Source organism: Terriglobales bacterium (assembly GCA_035457425.1).
Taxonomy (GTDB): domain Bacteria; phylum Acidobacteriota; class Terriglobia; order Terriglobales; family Acidobacteriaceae; genus JACPNR01.
Genome location: DATIBR010000085.1, coordinates 1 through 14,443 on the forward strand (window position 1 = coordinate 1; position 14,443 = coordinate 14,443).

At 66.4% G+C, this 14,443-nt stretch carries 12 protein-coding genes; 6 read left to right on the forward strand and 6 right to left on the reverse strand.

Annotated features, from left to right (window positions below):
• Nucleotides 1-1,248: adenylosuccinate lyase (purB, locus tag VLA96_06140; protein HSE48771.1), on the forward strand; the 1,248-nt coding region annotated here is incomplete at its 5' end.
• Between the two features lie 81 nt (nt 1,249-1,329).
• Here purB and larB read toward each other — a convergent pair.
• Together larB and VLA96_06150 are read right to left on the reverse strand one after the other, a co-directional pair.
• Complete coding sequence (gene larB, locus VLA96_06145; GenBank protein HSE48772.1) at nt 1,330-2,076, reverse strand: nickel pincer cofactor biosynthesis protein LarB; 747 nt, start codon at nt 2,074-2,076, stop codon at nt 1,330-1,332.
• A gap of 104 nt (nt 2,077-2,180) precedes the next feature.
• Complete coding sequence (locus VLA96_06150) at nt 2,181-3,056, reverse strand: ChaN family lipoprotein (protein ID HSE48773.1); 876 nt, start codon at nt 3,054-3,056, stop codon at nt 2,181-2,183.
• A 103-nt stretch (nt 3,057-3,159) separates the two neighbouring features.
• Between VLA96_06150 and VLA96_06155 the strand changes: the two genes are divergently transcribed.
• A complete protein-coding gene (locus VLA96_06155; GenBank protein HSE48774.1) occupies nt 3,160-3,768 on the forward strand; it encodes a UbiX family flavin prenyltransferase in 609 nt (202 codons plus the stop codon).
• Between the two features lie 327 nt (nt 3,769-4,095).
• Here the strand turns inward: VLA96_06155 and VLA96_06160 are convergent, their stop codons facing one another.
• From VLA96_06160 to VLA96_06170, 3 genes are all read right to left on the reverse strand, one after another.
• Nucleotides 4,096-4,536, reverse strand: a complete 441-nt coding sequence (locus VLA96_06160; protein HSE48775.1) for an NUDIX hydrolase — start codon at nt 4,534-4,536, stop codon at nt 4,096-4,098.
• A gap of 143 nt (nt 4,537-4,679) precedes the next feature.
• Entirely contained in the window at nt 4,680-5,165 is a 486-nt protein-coding gene (locus VLA96_06165) for a hypothetical protein (protein HSE48776.1), read from the reverse strand.
• Entirely contained in the window at nt 5,162-7,516 is a 2,355-nt protein-coding gene (locus tag VLA96_06170) for an adenylate/guanylate cyclase domain-containing protein (protein ID HSE48777.1), read from the reverse strand. The genes VLA96_06165 and VLA96_06170 overlap by 4 nt, the downstream gene beginning before the upstream one ends.
• A 205-nt stretch (nt 7,517-7,721) precedes the next feature.
• Between VLA96_06170 and VLA96_06175 the strand changes: the two genes are divergently transcribed.
• The 3 genes from VLA96_06175 (at nt 7,722) to ligD (ending at nt 12,304) form a co-directional block, all read left to right on the forward strand.
• Nucleotides 7,722-9,872 (forward strand): M28 family peptidase, encoded by a 2,151-nt coding sequence (locus VLA96_06175; GenBank protein HSE48778.1) that lies wholly within the window; start codon nt 7,722-7,724, stop codon nt 9,870-9,872.
• Nucleotides 9,873-9,971: 99 nt separating this feature from the next.
• Nucleotides 9,972-10,289: a GIY-YIG nuclease family protein gene (locus tag VLA96_06180; GenBank protein HSE48779.1), complete on the forward strand. Its 318-nt coding sequence runs from the start codon at nt 9,972-9,974 to the stop codon at nt 10,287-10,289.
• A gap of 128 nt (nt 10,290-10,417) precedes the next feature.
• Entirely contained in the window at nt 10,418-12,304 is a 1,887-nt protein-coding gene (gene ligD / locus VLA96_06185; GenBank protein HSE48780.1) for a non-homologous end-joining DNA ligase, read from the forward strand.
• Between the two features lie 106 nt (nt 12,305-12,410).
• Here ligD and VLA96_06190 read toward each other — a convergent pair whose 3' ends face one another.
• Nucleotides 12,411-13,418 (reverse strand): hypothetical protein, encoded by a 1,008-nt coding sequence (locus tag VLA96_06190; GenBank protein HSE48781.1) that lies wholly within the window; start codon nt 13,416-13,418, stop codon nt 12,411-12,413.
• 165 nt (nt 13,419-13,583) lie between these two features.
• Between VLA96_06190 and VLA96_06195 the strand changes: the two genes are divergently transcribed.
• Nucleotides 13,584-14,429, forward strand: a complete 846-nt coding sequence (locus VLA96_06195) for a hypothetical protein (GenBank protein ID HSE48782.1) — start codon at nt 13,584-13,586, stop codon at nt 14,427-14,429.
• Nucleotides 14,430-14,443: the final 14 nt, after the last annotated feature.

The following is a 14,443-nucleotide window of genomic DNA, read 5'->3' on the forward strand; positions in this document are numbered from 1 at the left end:
ATGTGGCTGAAGGTCGAGGTCGCGGCCTCGGAGACCCTGGCCGAAGCCGGCATCGTCCCCCCGGAAGCCGCCGCCGCCATCCGCGACCGGGGCGATTTTGACCTGAAGCGCATCCACGAGGTCGAGGCCGAGGTGAAGCACGACGTCATCGCCTTCACCACCGCGGTGGCGGAGAAGGTCGGGCCACAGGCGCGTTGGCTGCACTACGGCCTCACCTCCAACGACGTGGTCGACACCGCGCAGGCGCTCCAGGTGAAAGAAGCGTCGGCCATCATCCTGAAGGACCTGGAGAAGCTGCGCGAGGTGCTGAAGCGCCGCGCCTTCGAGTTCCGGCGCACGCCCCAGATCGGCCGGACGCACGGCGTCCACGCCGAGCCCATCACCTTCGGCCTGAAACTGGCCAACTGGTACGCCGAGGTCGAGCGCGACCTGGCGCGCTTCCGCCGCGCCGCCGAAGAGATGCGCTTCGGCAAGCTCTCCGGGGCGGTCGGGAACCTGGCGCACCTCGAACCGGAGCACGAAGTGGCCATCTGCAAGCGGCTGGGGCTGGAGGCGGAACCGGTGTCGTCGCAGGTCATCGCGCGCGACCGCCACGCCAACTACGTGGCCACGCTCGCCGTCATCGCGACCACGCTGGAGAAGATCGCGCTCGAGATCCGCCACCTGCAGCGCACCGAGGTGCGCGAGGCGGAGGAGTTCTTCAGCCAGAAACAGAAGGGCTCGAGTGCGATGCCACACAAGCGCAACCCAGTGACGTGCGAGCAGGTCTGCGGCCTCGCCCGCGTGGTGCGCGCGAACGCGCAGGCGGCCTTCGAGAACGTGGCGCTCTGGCACGAGCGCGACATCTCGCACTCCTCGGTCGAGCGCGTCATCCTGCCCGACTCCACCATCCTCATCGACTACATGTTGCAGAAGACCGCGAACCTGGTGGACACGATGTTCGTTTACCCCAAGCGCATGCTGGCGAACCTGGAATCCACCGGCGGGCTGGTCTTCAGCGGGCAGTTGCTGCTCGACCTCGCGGAAAGCGGGATGTCGCGCGAGCAGGCCTATCGCGTCGTCCAGAAGCACGCGATGAACGCGTGGAAGAAGGGCGAGAACTTCCGCCAGCTCGTGCTCAAGGACAAGCAGATCACCGCGCGCGTTCCCAAGGCAAAGATCGAGCGGGCGTTCGACCTGAACCGCCAGCTCCGGAACGTGGACCGGATCTTCGAAAGAGTGTTTGGGACGGCCGCGAAAAAACGTTAACCACAAAGGACACGAAGGTTCACGAAGGCGTTTCCGGATTTTCCTTCGTGGTACTTCGTGTCCCTTGTGGTTAAAGATTTTTTAGAGCCGATTGATGATGCTCGCCACGTAGCCCGCGCCGAAGCCGTTGTCGATGTTCACCACGCTGACGTTTGAGGCGCAGGAGTTCAGCATCCCCAGCAGGGCCGCCAGGCCCTCGAAGCTCGCGCCGTAGCCGACCGAGGTCGGCACCGCGATGACCGGCACGCCGACCAGGCCGCCGACCACGCTCGGCAGCGCGCCCTCCATCCCGGCGCACACGATGACCACGCGCGCGTCGGTGAGCGCCTTGCGGTTCGCCAGCAGGCGATGGATGCCGGCGACGCCCACGTCGTAGAGATGCTGGACGTCGTTGCCCATGACCTCGGCGGTGACGACCGCTTCTTCCGCGACGGGAATGTCGGAGGTCCCGGCCGAGACCACGGCGATCTTCCCCTTGCCGTGCTTGCGCGTGTCCTGCTCGAGCACGATGGCGCTCGCGAGCTCGCGGTACTCCGCCTTCCTCACCTTCTTGCGGACGGCGTCGAACTGTTGCCGGGTCGCGCGCGTGGCGAGGACGTTCGTGCCGGGCCGGGCGAGCCTGGCGAAGATGCCGGCGACCTGCGCCGGCGACTTCCCTTTTCCCAGGATGACCTCAGGCATGCCGGCGCGCAGCGCGCGGTGGTGGTCCACCTTGGCGAAATCGAGGTCTTCGAAGGGCAGGTGGCGCAGGCGCGCAACCGCCTCGTCGGGCGAGAGCTTGCGCGCGCGCACCTGGTCGAAGAGCTTCTTTATTCCTTCAGCATTCACGGCCAGCCAGACTAAACCAAAATCCACCACAGAGACACAGAGGCACAGAGGAATCCATTTCTTTGCGTTCTCTGTGTCTCTGTGTCTCTGTGGTAGGTCTGGTCTTACGCGGCCGAGCGCCGGCGCGGACGCCGCGAGCGCCGCGAGGTCGCCGGATGCGGGCGGCCGGCCTGCCAGCCTTCGATGTAGTCGCGGTAGCTCTCGTACTTCTCGAGCGGGGTGGCGTTGAAGACGCAGAACACGTCCTGCCGCACGCGCAGCGCGGCGCGGCCGCGACGCTCGCCGCCCACCTTCCAGTAGAGCGCGTCGATGTTCTGCAGCACGGTGACGACGCGCTCGCGGTCCAGGCGCGCGGCCGCCTCGATCGGCAGGTGATTGGGCGCGAGGTGCGCCTCGCCGAAGGCGACCACCAGGATGGCGCCAGGATGCCGCTTGCGGATCTCGGCGAGCTTCACGGCGGCGTGGCGGTCGCGCTCGGCGATGCGGCGCATGTCGCCGCGCGGCACGCAGTCCACGCCGTAGACCGCGGCGCAGTGCGCGCGGCCGGCGTGCAGCATGGCGGCGAACGGCGTCCAGGCGTAGCCCCAGCTCGATTCGTACCGCACCCGCATGCGCAGCTCGCGGTCGTCGAGCTCACGGCGCAGCCAGGCGTCGAGCGCGCGCTGGTCGCGCGCGTAGAACATCTCCAGGCCCAGCACCACCGGCCGCCCGCTCTCGCGCGCGAGCCGCTCCACCAGCTCCGCGACGTAGAGCTGCGAAGATGGCAGCGTGTGGTAGTCCCCGACCAGCAGGACGTCGGCGGCGCACAGCTCGGCGCCAAGTTCGGCTTCCTTCAGAACCGACTGGTAGCTGCGATAGGCCTGGTAGAAATCGCGCAGGTAGGGGTGGCGCGCGCAGGAGTCGGCGGCCGCGAGCCGGCGGCGCAGCGCCGCAACGGCGGCGGGCTGCGCGGGCGACGGTCTGGGCAGCGTGGTAGCCATGCACGTCCTGGCGGGACGCCAGGGGGCCGCCCGTTCCGTGACTATTCCTCTGTTATCCTCGGGTCCGCAGAGCTCAGACCCTGTACTCCATAGGATGCCGACCATGGCTGCCGTGCTTGCCAACATCACCGTCGCCATGACCGGAGCCTCCGGCTCGGTGTTCACGCGCGAGCTGCTGCGGGCGCTGGAGCGCGAGAGCCGCGTGGCAACGGTGAACTTCATCGCGTCGGACAGCGCGCTGCGCGTGATGGCGGAAGAGCTGGGCGCGACCGGCCGCGCGAACGTCGTGCAGCGCCTGCTGGGAAAGTCCGCGCCCAAGCGCCTCAAGACCAGGCTGCAGAACAACAGCGACATCGGGGCGAACGTGGCCTCGGGCAGCTACCCGTCGGACGCCATGGTCGTGATCCCCTGCTCGGTCGGGACGCTGGCGCGCATCGCCTGCGGGCTCGCCGACCGCCTGATCGAGCGCGCCGCCGACGTCTGCCTGAAGGAGCAGCGCCCGCTCATCCTGTGCGTGCGCGAGACCCCGCTCAACAAGATCCACATCGAGAACATGCGGCGCGCGGCCGACGCCGGCGCCACCATCTTCCCGCTCATCCCGACCTTCTATAACAAGCCGCGTTCGTCGGACGAGATGGCGCGCGAGTTCGCCAACCGCGTCCTCCAGCACCTCGGCCTGCGCCAGGCGGGCGCCTACCGCTGGAAAGGCTAGTTCACCACGGAGACACGGAGTACACGAAGGAAGCCCTTTCCATTCTGTCTCCGCGGCCTCCGTGCCTCGGTGGTGAAATTCGCGATTGAACCAGCTACTTACCCGCGCTATTGTGGGCGTACACCGGAAAGGAGGTGGTCCAGTGACAAAAAGATCTGAAGAAGGCAGTAGTCGTCTGAGACCGACGACAGGTGAGGTGGCTGAGGCTTAGGGCATCCGCTCTCAAGCCTTATCGTCCCACTTGGTGTAGGGACCGCTCGACGTGAGCGGAAGCCTCAAGCCAATCTCAACAGTTCACCGAACGGCCCGTCCTACGGCGGGCCGTTTTCATTTGGCTTTCGCGAAGCCCTTGCGGATGACTTCTTCCGCCGCGTCCGCGATGGGAAAGCTGTCGAGCTCCTGCTCGGTCAGCCAGCGAACCTCGCTCACGTCGCTCGCCGCCCGCAGCTTGCCGCCGGTGACTTGGCAGAGGTAGTCGATCAGGACGTAGTGGTAGCGGGTCTTGCCGGCCTCGTCGGCGACGATGCGGTCGTAGACCTCGAGCACGTCGATGGGGAGGACGTCGAGGCCGGTCTCTTCCCTGGCTTCGCGGACCACGCCGGCGCGCAGCGTCTCGCCCAGCTCCAGCACGCCGCCGGGGATCGACCACTCGCCCTTGAGCGGCTCGGTGGCGCGGCGCACCACCAGCGCCCGGCCGCGGTCGATGATGATCGCGCCCACGCCGATCAGGGGACGGTCGGGATATTCGCGCTTCATCTTGTCTGTCATCCTGAGCGCCGCGTGAACGAAGTGAACGCAAGCGAAGGAGCTGCTCCAGCTACGGCATCGTGAGCCCGGAAGCCGTCGCGCAGCAGGTCCTTCGCTCGGATGCACTCACATTCGTGAGCGCATCCGTCGCTCAGGATGACATTCTAAGAGAAGAAGCCTCTTGGACTGACGTCCACGATCTTCCAGCCATGCGTGCCGCGCTCGATGGTGAGGCGGAGCTGCTCCTGGCGGCGGACCGGCTGGGCGTTCTCGGTCACCGGCTGCGCCTCGTAGGCGAAATCCACCAGCGCGGTGCCGCGCGCCCCGTCGGCGGTGACCTGCCGCAGCTTGTAATAGACGCGGAAGCTGGAGTGGTCGCGCATCCACGCGCTCACCTGGCGCGAGAACTGGCTGTAGTCGGCGAGCTTGGCGCTGTCGAACACCGAGAGCGTGAGCCGCGAGTTGCGGCTCTCCATGCCGTCGGCGAGCTGGTACAGCAGGTCGTTGGCGACCGCAGCGGTGAAGGCCTCCGACTGCGTGGCGGCGCTGCTGTTGGCGCCCGATTCCTTCTGCGGCACGCCGCCGGCCGGCGCGGAGCTCTGCCCCGCGGCCATGCCCAGCAACCACACGATGGTGAGCAGTTTCTTCATTTCGTTTTCATCTCGTAGACGCCATCCCAGCCCGCTTCCGGCGCGTGGACCATGAACTCGTGGCAGCGGTGCAGCAGCTTCTTGGAGGGCCCGTCATCAGGATACAGGTTCAGGATCTCTTCGAACTTCTCGGTCGCCTCCGGCCAGTCCATGCGGCGGTAGGCGTCGAGCGCGGAGGCGAACAGGTGGAGCCGCTCGATGTGCCGGTCCTGGTTCTCGAAGAAGTCCATCAGCTCGTAGATGGAGACCGGCTGCGTCTTGCCTTTCACCTTGATGCGGTCGAGCTCGCGCAGCACGAACACCTCCTTCACCTGCTCGTAGGTGAACTCGCTGATGAGCGTGCGCACGCCGTACTCCTTGGTCATGCCCTCGAGGCGCGAGGCGAGGTTGACGTGGTCGCCCATCACCGTCCAGGCGCGCCGGCGCTCCGAGCCCATGTTGCCCACGTTGACCGGCCCGGTATTCAGCCCGATGCCGATCTTCAGCGTCTTCTTGCCCTCCGTCGCCCACTTCTCGTTGAGCTCCTCGAGCCGCGAGCCCATGCGCAGCGCCGCCGCGCAGGCGCGCAGCGCGTGGTCGGCCTGCGGATAGGGCGAGCCCCAGAAGCCCATGATGGCGTCGCCGATGTACTTGTCGAGCGTCCCCCAGTGGTCGAACATGATGTTCGTCATCTCGCCCAGATACTCGTTCAGCAACAGCACCAGCTCGTCCGGCGTCAGGCCCTCGGAGATGGTGGTGAAGGAGCGGATGTCGCTGAACATGATGGTCAGCTCCTTCATCTCGCCGCCCGACCGCATGTACTTCTGCGGATCGTTCTCGATCAGGCGGATCACGCCGGGCGAGACGAAGGCCTCGAAGAAGCCGCGCACCTTCCGCTTCTCGCGCTCCTCGAAGATCATGCGGAAGCTGGTGATGGCCGCGTAGTTCAGCACCAGCGTGCCCGCCGGGATCACGAAGCTCAGCCAGATGCCGTAGCGGCTGAAGGCGAACTGCACCAGCGCGGTGAAGCCCACCAGCACGAGCACGGCGGCGACCGTGGAGTTCAGGGGCTTGAAGTAGCTGAACGCCCAGCCCATCACCAGGCCGAAGAAGAGGATGGCGACCACGTCGAGCAGTTCCTGGTTCAGGCCGCGCACCAGGAAGCCGCGGCCCCGCTCGCCGTTGTGCAGAAAGTTGTCGAGCGCGTTGGCGTGGATCTCGATCCCCATGTAGCCGGCTTCGTGGTACGGGGTCACGCGCATGTCGCCGATGCCGAGCGCGGTGGCGCCCAGGAACACGATCTTGTCCTTGAAGGTCCCGGGCGCGAACTTGCCCTCGATGACGTCCGTCATCGAATAGTGCTGGTACGTCTGGTAGGGACCGGTGTAATTGATCGGCAACGTGCCGTCGGGCGGGACCTTCAGGTCGTACTTGCCGATCTTGACGCGCTCCAGTCCGACCGGCGAGACGAACATCGCGACTTCCTGGTCGGGGATGCCCTCGTACACGCGCAGCGCCTGCAGCTCGAGCGATGGGAACCAGTCAAGTTCCTGGTAGCGCGCCACCAGCAGCGCGCGACGCACGGTGCCGTCGGTGTCGGGATCGGCGTTGAAGAACCCGAAGGACTTGGCGGAGTCGGCGAGCAGCCGGATGTTGGGCTCCATGCCGTCGAAGACGTGGCCGCCGTTCTCCGCGAACACCTTGCCGGTGTCGAGCGTCTCGCCCGGCTTGATGCCGACGGCGTTGATCTGCGGGAACGACTGGCCCCAGGCGACCTCGTAATATGCTTCCGCGCTCTTGGAATCCATCTCGACCACGCGGCTCCGGTCGAGGAAGAGGTGGCCGAGCACCACGTTGTCGGCGCGCTTGAGCGCCTCGGCCAGCTTCACGTCGTTGTCGCTGGAGCGCTCGATCGCGCGGATCTGCTCGATGACCTCCGGCGTCACTCTACCCTGCACCTGGCTCTCCAGCTTGCGCAGCGCGTCGACGGCGGAGTTCTTCTCCGGCGTCGGGAAGGCGACGTCGAACGCGATGACCTTCGCGCCGTCGGCTTTCAGGCGGTCGATGAGCCGGGCGTAGGCGTCGCGCGGGATGGGCCACGCGCCCACGTTGTGCAGCGTCTGCTCGTCCATCCCGACGATGACGATGCGCTCGTCGTGCGGGCGCCTGCCGCGCAGCTCGAAGCGCGCGTCCAGCGAGCGCTGCTCCACATTCTTCACGAAGCTGACGCCCGGGACGTTCCACGAGTAGGCCACCACGTAGAACGCGGCCAGGCTCGCCAGCGTCACCAGGATGGCGATGGCGAAATCCACCCGGCGCAGCTTCTGCACGAACGTCAGGCTGCTCGTCGCGAATTGTTTGAGAGCTTTCACCCTGCTCGGCGCAGTCCCGGCGCGGGGGTGGCCGGAAGTGTCTGAAAACTCTACACCAGCTGGATTCCAGTGGACAGTGGACAGTGCACGGTGGACAGCTCGGAAAAAGACCTTAGTGGTCGGTGGTCAGTGGTCAGTGGTCGGTGGTCGGTGGTCGGTGGTCGGTGGCTGCCGTTTATACTTCCTCGCTCCTCCGGAGGCTCTAATGACTCGTCGTGTCGTGACCACCCTAATCCTGCTTGTAGCGTGCGCCTGCTTACCGCTCCGCGCGCAGACCTCGCCCTTCTTGCCGCAGGACCTCTACGACAAGCTCAACAACGAGCTCTCCGGCGACCGCGCCTACGACTCGCTGCGCGAGCTGACCAGGTACCACGTCCCCAACGGCGCCGGCCGCGACTTCTACGCCGCCGCCGCCTGGATCGAGACGCAGGCGAAGGCCGCCGGCCTCGAAGACGTGAAGCTCCACCGCCTACCCTACGACGGCCACGCCTGGTCGCCCACCTCCGGCGACCTCTGGCTGATCGAGTCGTCGGTCGACGGCAAGCCGCTGCCACAGCCGCGCGAGACGCGCCTCATCAGCTATCCCGAGATCGGCGTGGCCATCGCCGACAACTCGCGCCCGGTGAAGGCCGAGGCCGAGCTCATCGACGTCGGCGCCGGCACCGACGCCAAGGACTACGAAGGCAAGGACGTCAAAGGCAAGATCGTGCTGGCGTCGGGCGCGGTGCGCACGGTCGAGAGCGAAGCGGTCTGGAAGCGCGGCGCGCTCGGCATCGTCTCGTACTACTCGTCGCGCATCAATCCCAGCGACTACCCCGACCAGGTGGCGTGGTCGAGCGTGCATCCCGAGCCGGACAAGGAAGGCCACCAGCCGAGCTTCGCGATGATGATCTCGTGGCGCCAGGGCGCGGAGCTGCACCAGCGGCTCCAGGCGCGACGCGTCGCCGACAGCATGGCGCCCGAGGGCTTCCGCACCGCCCCGCCGGACGCGCTGAAGGTCCGCGTCAGCATCGAGAGCGTCGTCGATCCCAACCCGACGCAGGGCATCGTGGAAGGCTGGATCCGCGGCACCAAGAATCACGACCAGCAGGTCGTCTTGACCGCGCACATCCAGGAAGAGCGCACCAGCGCCAACGACGACCGCTCCGGTTGCGCCAACGTGCTGGAGATCGCGCGCGCGCTCGTCAAGCTGATCAACGAGGGCAAGCTGCCGCGGCCCGAGCGCGACATCCGCTTCTGGTGGGTCAACGAGATCGACGCGCCCTACATGTACTTCGCGGTGCATCCCGAGGAGCGCGCGAAGATCTTCGTCGACATCAACCAGGACATGGTGGGCGCCAACCAGACCGTCGGCGGGCTCTCGCGCGTGCAGCACGTCACGCGCACGCCGTGGTCGCGCCCCACGTTCTTCAACGACGTGGTCGAGTCGGTGGTGATGTCCCTCTACTACGGCAACAACGCGTACCTGGCGCCGCGCTCCGGCGGGAACCTCGCGCCCGGCTCGCCCTACACGCGGCCCATCTACTCGCACCTCGGCTCGCGCGACCGGTATTCCGTCGAGATCGTGCCCTTCTTCACGCAGAGCGACCACATGGTGTTCAACGACGGCCAGATCGCCGCGACGCACGGCGGCGTCACCTTCACGAACTGGCCGGACGAGTACATCCACTCCACCGGCGACGACATGTGGCAGATGGACCCGACGCAGTTCAAGCGCAACGCGCTGGCGGTGAGCGCGCTGGCGTGGTTCATGGCGAATGCGGGACCGAAGGAAGGCGCGGTCATTGCCGACCTGCTCGATTCGACTGGACCGGCGCGAGTGGCTCGAGACACGGCGGCGGCCCGCATGGCAGCACTCCAGGGCACTGCGACAGCTGACGACGAGTTCTATGTGAAATACTTCTCGTGGCAGCGCGAGATCGCAGCGCGCAAGTCGCTAGTAACGATCGCTCCCGGCGCCGCTTTCCTTCGCCCCCAGTTGGGTGGCGGTCTATACGCGCAGACTTTCCTGACTTCTGGCGGCCCGCATCCGGACCCCCAGATGGCCTCTCGCATCCCCGTCCCCATCCCCAACCTCCCCGACTACTTCAAGCACATGCGCGAGGACCTGAAGCGCGTCCCCGGGCTGCACGGCTACATGCGCTACGAGGCGCTGAACTTCATGGACGGCAAGCGCTCCGTCTGGGACATCTACGCCGCCGTGCGCGCCGAGTCGCTCGCCACCGGCGAGTGGTACTACGGCAAGATCACGCCCGAGATGATCCAGCAACTGTTCGACAACGCCGCCACCGCCGGCATGATCACGTGGAAGGAACCGGCGCCAGCCAAGCCTTCCAAACCGCGTCAGAAGAAATGACTTTGCCATGAGCGACACACGCACAACTCCCAACGCTGTCATCCTGAGCGGGCTTCAGCCCGCGAAGGACCTGCTCCAGCACCGTCTCGTGAGGTAGCGATGTACAAGTACTACTTCGTCTACATCATGTCGAACAAAGCTCACCGGCTTTACACCGGCATCACGAGCACGCTCGAGAAGCGCGTGCTCCAGCACAAACACCATCTTCTGGGCGGGTTCACGAAGCAGTACAACTTCGACCGGCTGGTCTACTTCGAGCGCTTCAGCCGGGTGACGAACGCGATCGCGCGCGAGAAGGAGATCAAAGGCTGGGTTCGCGCGAAGAAGATCGCTCTCATCGAGCAGGAGAATCCATGGTGGCATGACCTGAGCGACGAGTGGTATGAGAAGGAGCCGAAGCCGCTCTCACGGAAATGAGGCCAGAGCAGGTCCTTCGCTTGCGCTCACTGCGTTCGCGCGGCGCTCAGGATGACAGCGTTGGGGGATGATGACCGTAGCAACCCCAGCACTTTTGCGATACTCAGTCTGTTTGGTGAAGTAATTCCATGCCCCTCGAGGAATACAAGAAGAAACGGCGTTTTGAAGCGACGCCCGAGCCGCCGCCGAAGCTCGGCAAGCGCGACCAGCACCGCTTCGTGGTGCAGAAGCACCACGCCACGCGCCTGCACTACGACTTTCGCCTGGAGATGGATGGCGTCCTGAAGTCGTGGGCGGTGCCGAAGGGCCCGTCGCTCGACCCCGGCGACAAGCGCCTGGCGATGATGGTCGAGGACCATCCCGTCAGCTACTTCGATTTCGAAGGCATCATCCCCGAAGGCAACTACGGCGCCGGCACGGTGCAGGTGTGGGACGTCGGAACGTGGACGCCCATCGGCGATCCGCGCGCCGCGCTCGCCAAGGGTGACCTCAAGTTCGAACTCAAGGGCAAGAAGCTGAAGGGCTCGTTCGTGCTGGCGCGCATGCGCTCGCGCCGCCCGGGTTCGAAGGGCAACGAGTGGCTGCTCATCAAGCACCGCGACGCCGCGGTCCAGAGCCCGTTCGACGCCGGCGACAGGAAGCTCGACTGGTCGGTGCTGACCAGGCGCTCGCTCGCCCAGATCGGCGGCGACCCCAAGGCGCGCGAGTGGCAGAGCAGCAAGAAGTCGGCGGCGCGCGGCGGCGGCAAGGCATGGCTGGCCGAGTCGATCGCCGTCGCCGACCGGAAAAAGCGCCTCAGCGCAGAGCACGCAGAGAGCGCAGAGAAAGGCACAAAGAAGAAGAAAGGGGCACGCTCGTCCAACAAGGCCCCGAAATCCGTCTCGGAGGAAGACCGAAGTCTTCCGGGCCCAAGGGAAAAAGAAAAGAAGTCCTCAGCGGGCTCTGCGAGCTCTGCGGTAAAGGGTTTGAAGGGCGCAGTCGCCGCCCCCATGCCGCGCGCCGTCACTCCCATGCTCGCGACGCTGGTGGACGAGCCCTTCGACGACCCGCAGTGGCTGTTCGAGATCAAGTGGGACGGCTACCGCGCCGTCGCCTATCTCGACGGCGGCGACGTGCGCCTGGTCTCGCGCAACCAGAACGACTTCACCGCCGGGTTTCCCGAGGTCGCCAAAGCCATCGCGGAAGCGGTGCGCGCGAAGCGCGCGGTGCTCGACGGCGAGATCGTCGCGCTCGACCCTGAAGGCCGTCCGTCGTTCTCTCTCATGCAGCAGCGCACCGGCATGGACACCGGCCGTCCGGGCAAGATCGGCATCTTACGGCGCGACGTCCCCATCGTCTTCTACGCCTTCGACCTGCTCTGGCTCGAGGGCTACTCGCTCATGAAGGTGGACCTGGAGCAGCGCAAGAAGCTGCTGCACTCGCTCATGCAGAAGCACGAGCGCGTGCACTACTCCGACCACATCGAGGGCCACGGCAAGGCGCTCTACAAGGTCGCGCAGGAGCGCGCCCTCGAGGGCATCCTGGCCAAGCGGCGCGCGAGCTGCTACCTGACGAAGCGCTCGCGCGAGTGGCTGAAGATCAAGATCACGCAACGCATCGAGTGCGTCATCGGCGGCTACACCGACCCCAAGGGCTCGCGCGCGAACTTCGGCTCCGTCATTCTCGGGCTGTACGACGACAAGGGACGCCTCATCCACGTCGGCCAGGCGGGCTCGGGCTTCACCGAGCAGTCGCACGCCGCGATGTGGAAGCAGCTCAAGGCGCGCGCGACCGACAAGAACCCGTTCACCGGGCGCGTGGACACGCTGCGCAAGAACCACTGGGTGAAGCCGGAGCTGGTGTGCGAGATCAAGTTCATCGAGTGGACGCACGAGGGCGAGACCGGACAGGTCAAGATGCGCGCGCCCGTCTACCAGGGCCTGCGCGCCGACAAGAAACCGAAAGACTGCAAGTTCGAGCGCCCGAAGTCGGCGAAGAAGGAAGTCGCCAAGGCGGAAGCGGGAGAAGAGGGCTAGTCTTCAGGCTTCAGACATCAGACTTCAGGAAAACCAACGGCCGCGCTTGCGCGCGGCCGGCTGATGTCTGACGTCTAAAGGTCTGACGTCTGAAGACTGAAGTCTGCTACCTGATGTCGTTCATCGCCAGCACGGTGCCGTAGTCGGCTCCGGTGGCGGGGTCGACCGCGCGGGCGACGAACCCGGCGAAAGCCGTGCGGTACTCCGGATACTTCGCCGCGAACGCCTTGATCAGGTCCATGTTGTCGCTGAAGCGCGAGCGCGTGTCGCTCACTTCGCCCAGCGCCTTGTACTTGATGACCAGGTTCATGCCGCTGCCCACGGGCACGGGGAAGATCTGCGTGACCTGATAGCTCTTGCCGGCGGGCGAGGCGATGGTCGCGGGCTGCTCCCCGGGGATGTCCTTGGGCACGATGGGCTCGGCTTCCGAGTCGAGCTTCTCGACCGGGCGCGTCATCATGAAGGAGACCGGCAGCGCGAGGTCGCGCGCCGTCACGTAATAAAAGTAGGCGTTGTGCAGCTCGCCCTTCGCGCGGTAGTCGCGCGCCTGCGTGAGGAACCAGCCCGCTCCCTTGTCCCCGACGCGGCGCGCCTTGGGGTAGAAGCCGGCAAGCTGCCAGCTGGCGCCCGTCTGTTGCAGGATGAGCGAGAGCCAGTACGGGCCCTTCGCGCCGTTGGCGTCCATGATGACCAGGGCGTACTTCCCTGCCGGCAGGTTCGGGATCGAGAACTGCAGCCGGTTGGCCGAGTTGTAGACGCCGCAGACGAACATGGCGCTGGCGATCGTGGGCTCGCCGCCGGTCGCGTCCAGCAGGTACGTGGAGTAGATGTTGGCCTGCGTGCCGGTGAAGGCGTCCTTGTTGTCGAGGACAGCGCGCTCGATGCCGCTGAAGTTCCCGCTGAGCGCCGGGATGGCCTGGTTGCGCAGCGACATCACGTCGCCCGCGGCGGTGTACTGGTAGAACTGGCGCGCCGTGTTCTCGATGGCGCTCTTGGTGGCGGCGTCCATGTCGCCGGTGGTCAGGCAGCTCTCGGCCGCGGCCAGGGCCGCGCCCATGGTCAGCGCCAGGAACAGCGCGAAAAAGCGTCGGAAGTTCATCATTGGGATGCCCATCACGTGAGTGGCTTGCCTCTGTATAGATGCGGAGCTGCTGCTGGAAAGATGTGTGACCCGGAAGGCCTCAGGGCCGGCTCCGCGCCGCGTCCAGCGGCACGCCCGGCGCGTACAATTAGAGCAGATGCGCGGCTGTGACAGAAGCCGGCCCGCATCCAATCGTATATGCAGGTGCTCTCGAGGATCCTGGCCGTGCTGACGCTGGCCGGCGTGTGCCTGGCCCAGCTCGAGCCGCGCGCGCGTCCCATGCCGCCCACGGGCGCCGCCCCGGCGCATCCGGCCGCGACGCCTGCAACGCAGAAGCCGCAGAGCGCGGCCACCAGGAAGGCAGCGCCCAAGTCCAGGAACGGCAAGACCGCGAAGAAGCAGGCACCGGAAGAGGCGCTGCCGTCGCCGCGCCCGCTGACGCCCGAGCAGCTCCCCGCGACCCAGCCGACGGTGACCTACCGCAACGGGCAGCTCGCCATCGTGGCCAACAACTCCACCATGTCCGACGTGCTGAACCAGGTCCGCGCGCAGACCGGGGCGCAGTTCGAGATGACCGGCGTCTCGGCCGCCGACCGCGTCTACGCGAAGCTTGGCCCAGGCGCGCCCAAGGACGTGCTCGCCGCGCTGCTCGGCGGCACGCGCTTCAACTTCGCCATCCTGGGCGGCGCCAACGACCCCAACGGCATCGCCCGCGTGGTCCTGATGCCCCGGACCGGAGGCGCGTCCGCCGGACCCAGCGGCCCGAGCGTGGCGGCGCAGCCGCAAGTCTTCCGCCAGCCGCAGCCCCAGCAAGCGCAGGAGCCCGAGGAAGAGGAGATCCCCGTGGTCGAGGAGGAGCCTCCGCCGCCTTCCGAGGAGCAGCCGGAGCAGCAGAACCAGCCCGGCCAGGTGAAGACGCCGGAGCAGCTGCTGCAGGAGCTCCAGCAGATGCAGCAGCAACAGCAGCAACAGAATCAGCAGCAACAGAATCCGCAGCAGAACCCGCCGCAGCAGCAGATCCCGGATCGAGAGATACCCGACTAGTCCACAGTCCACCG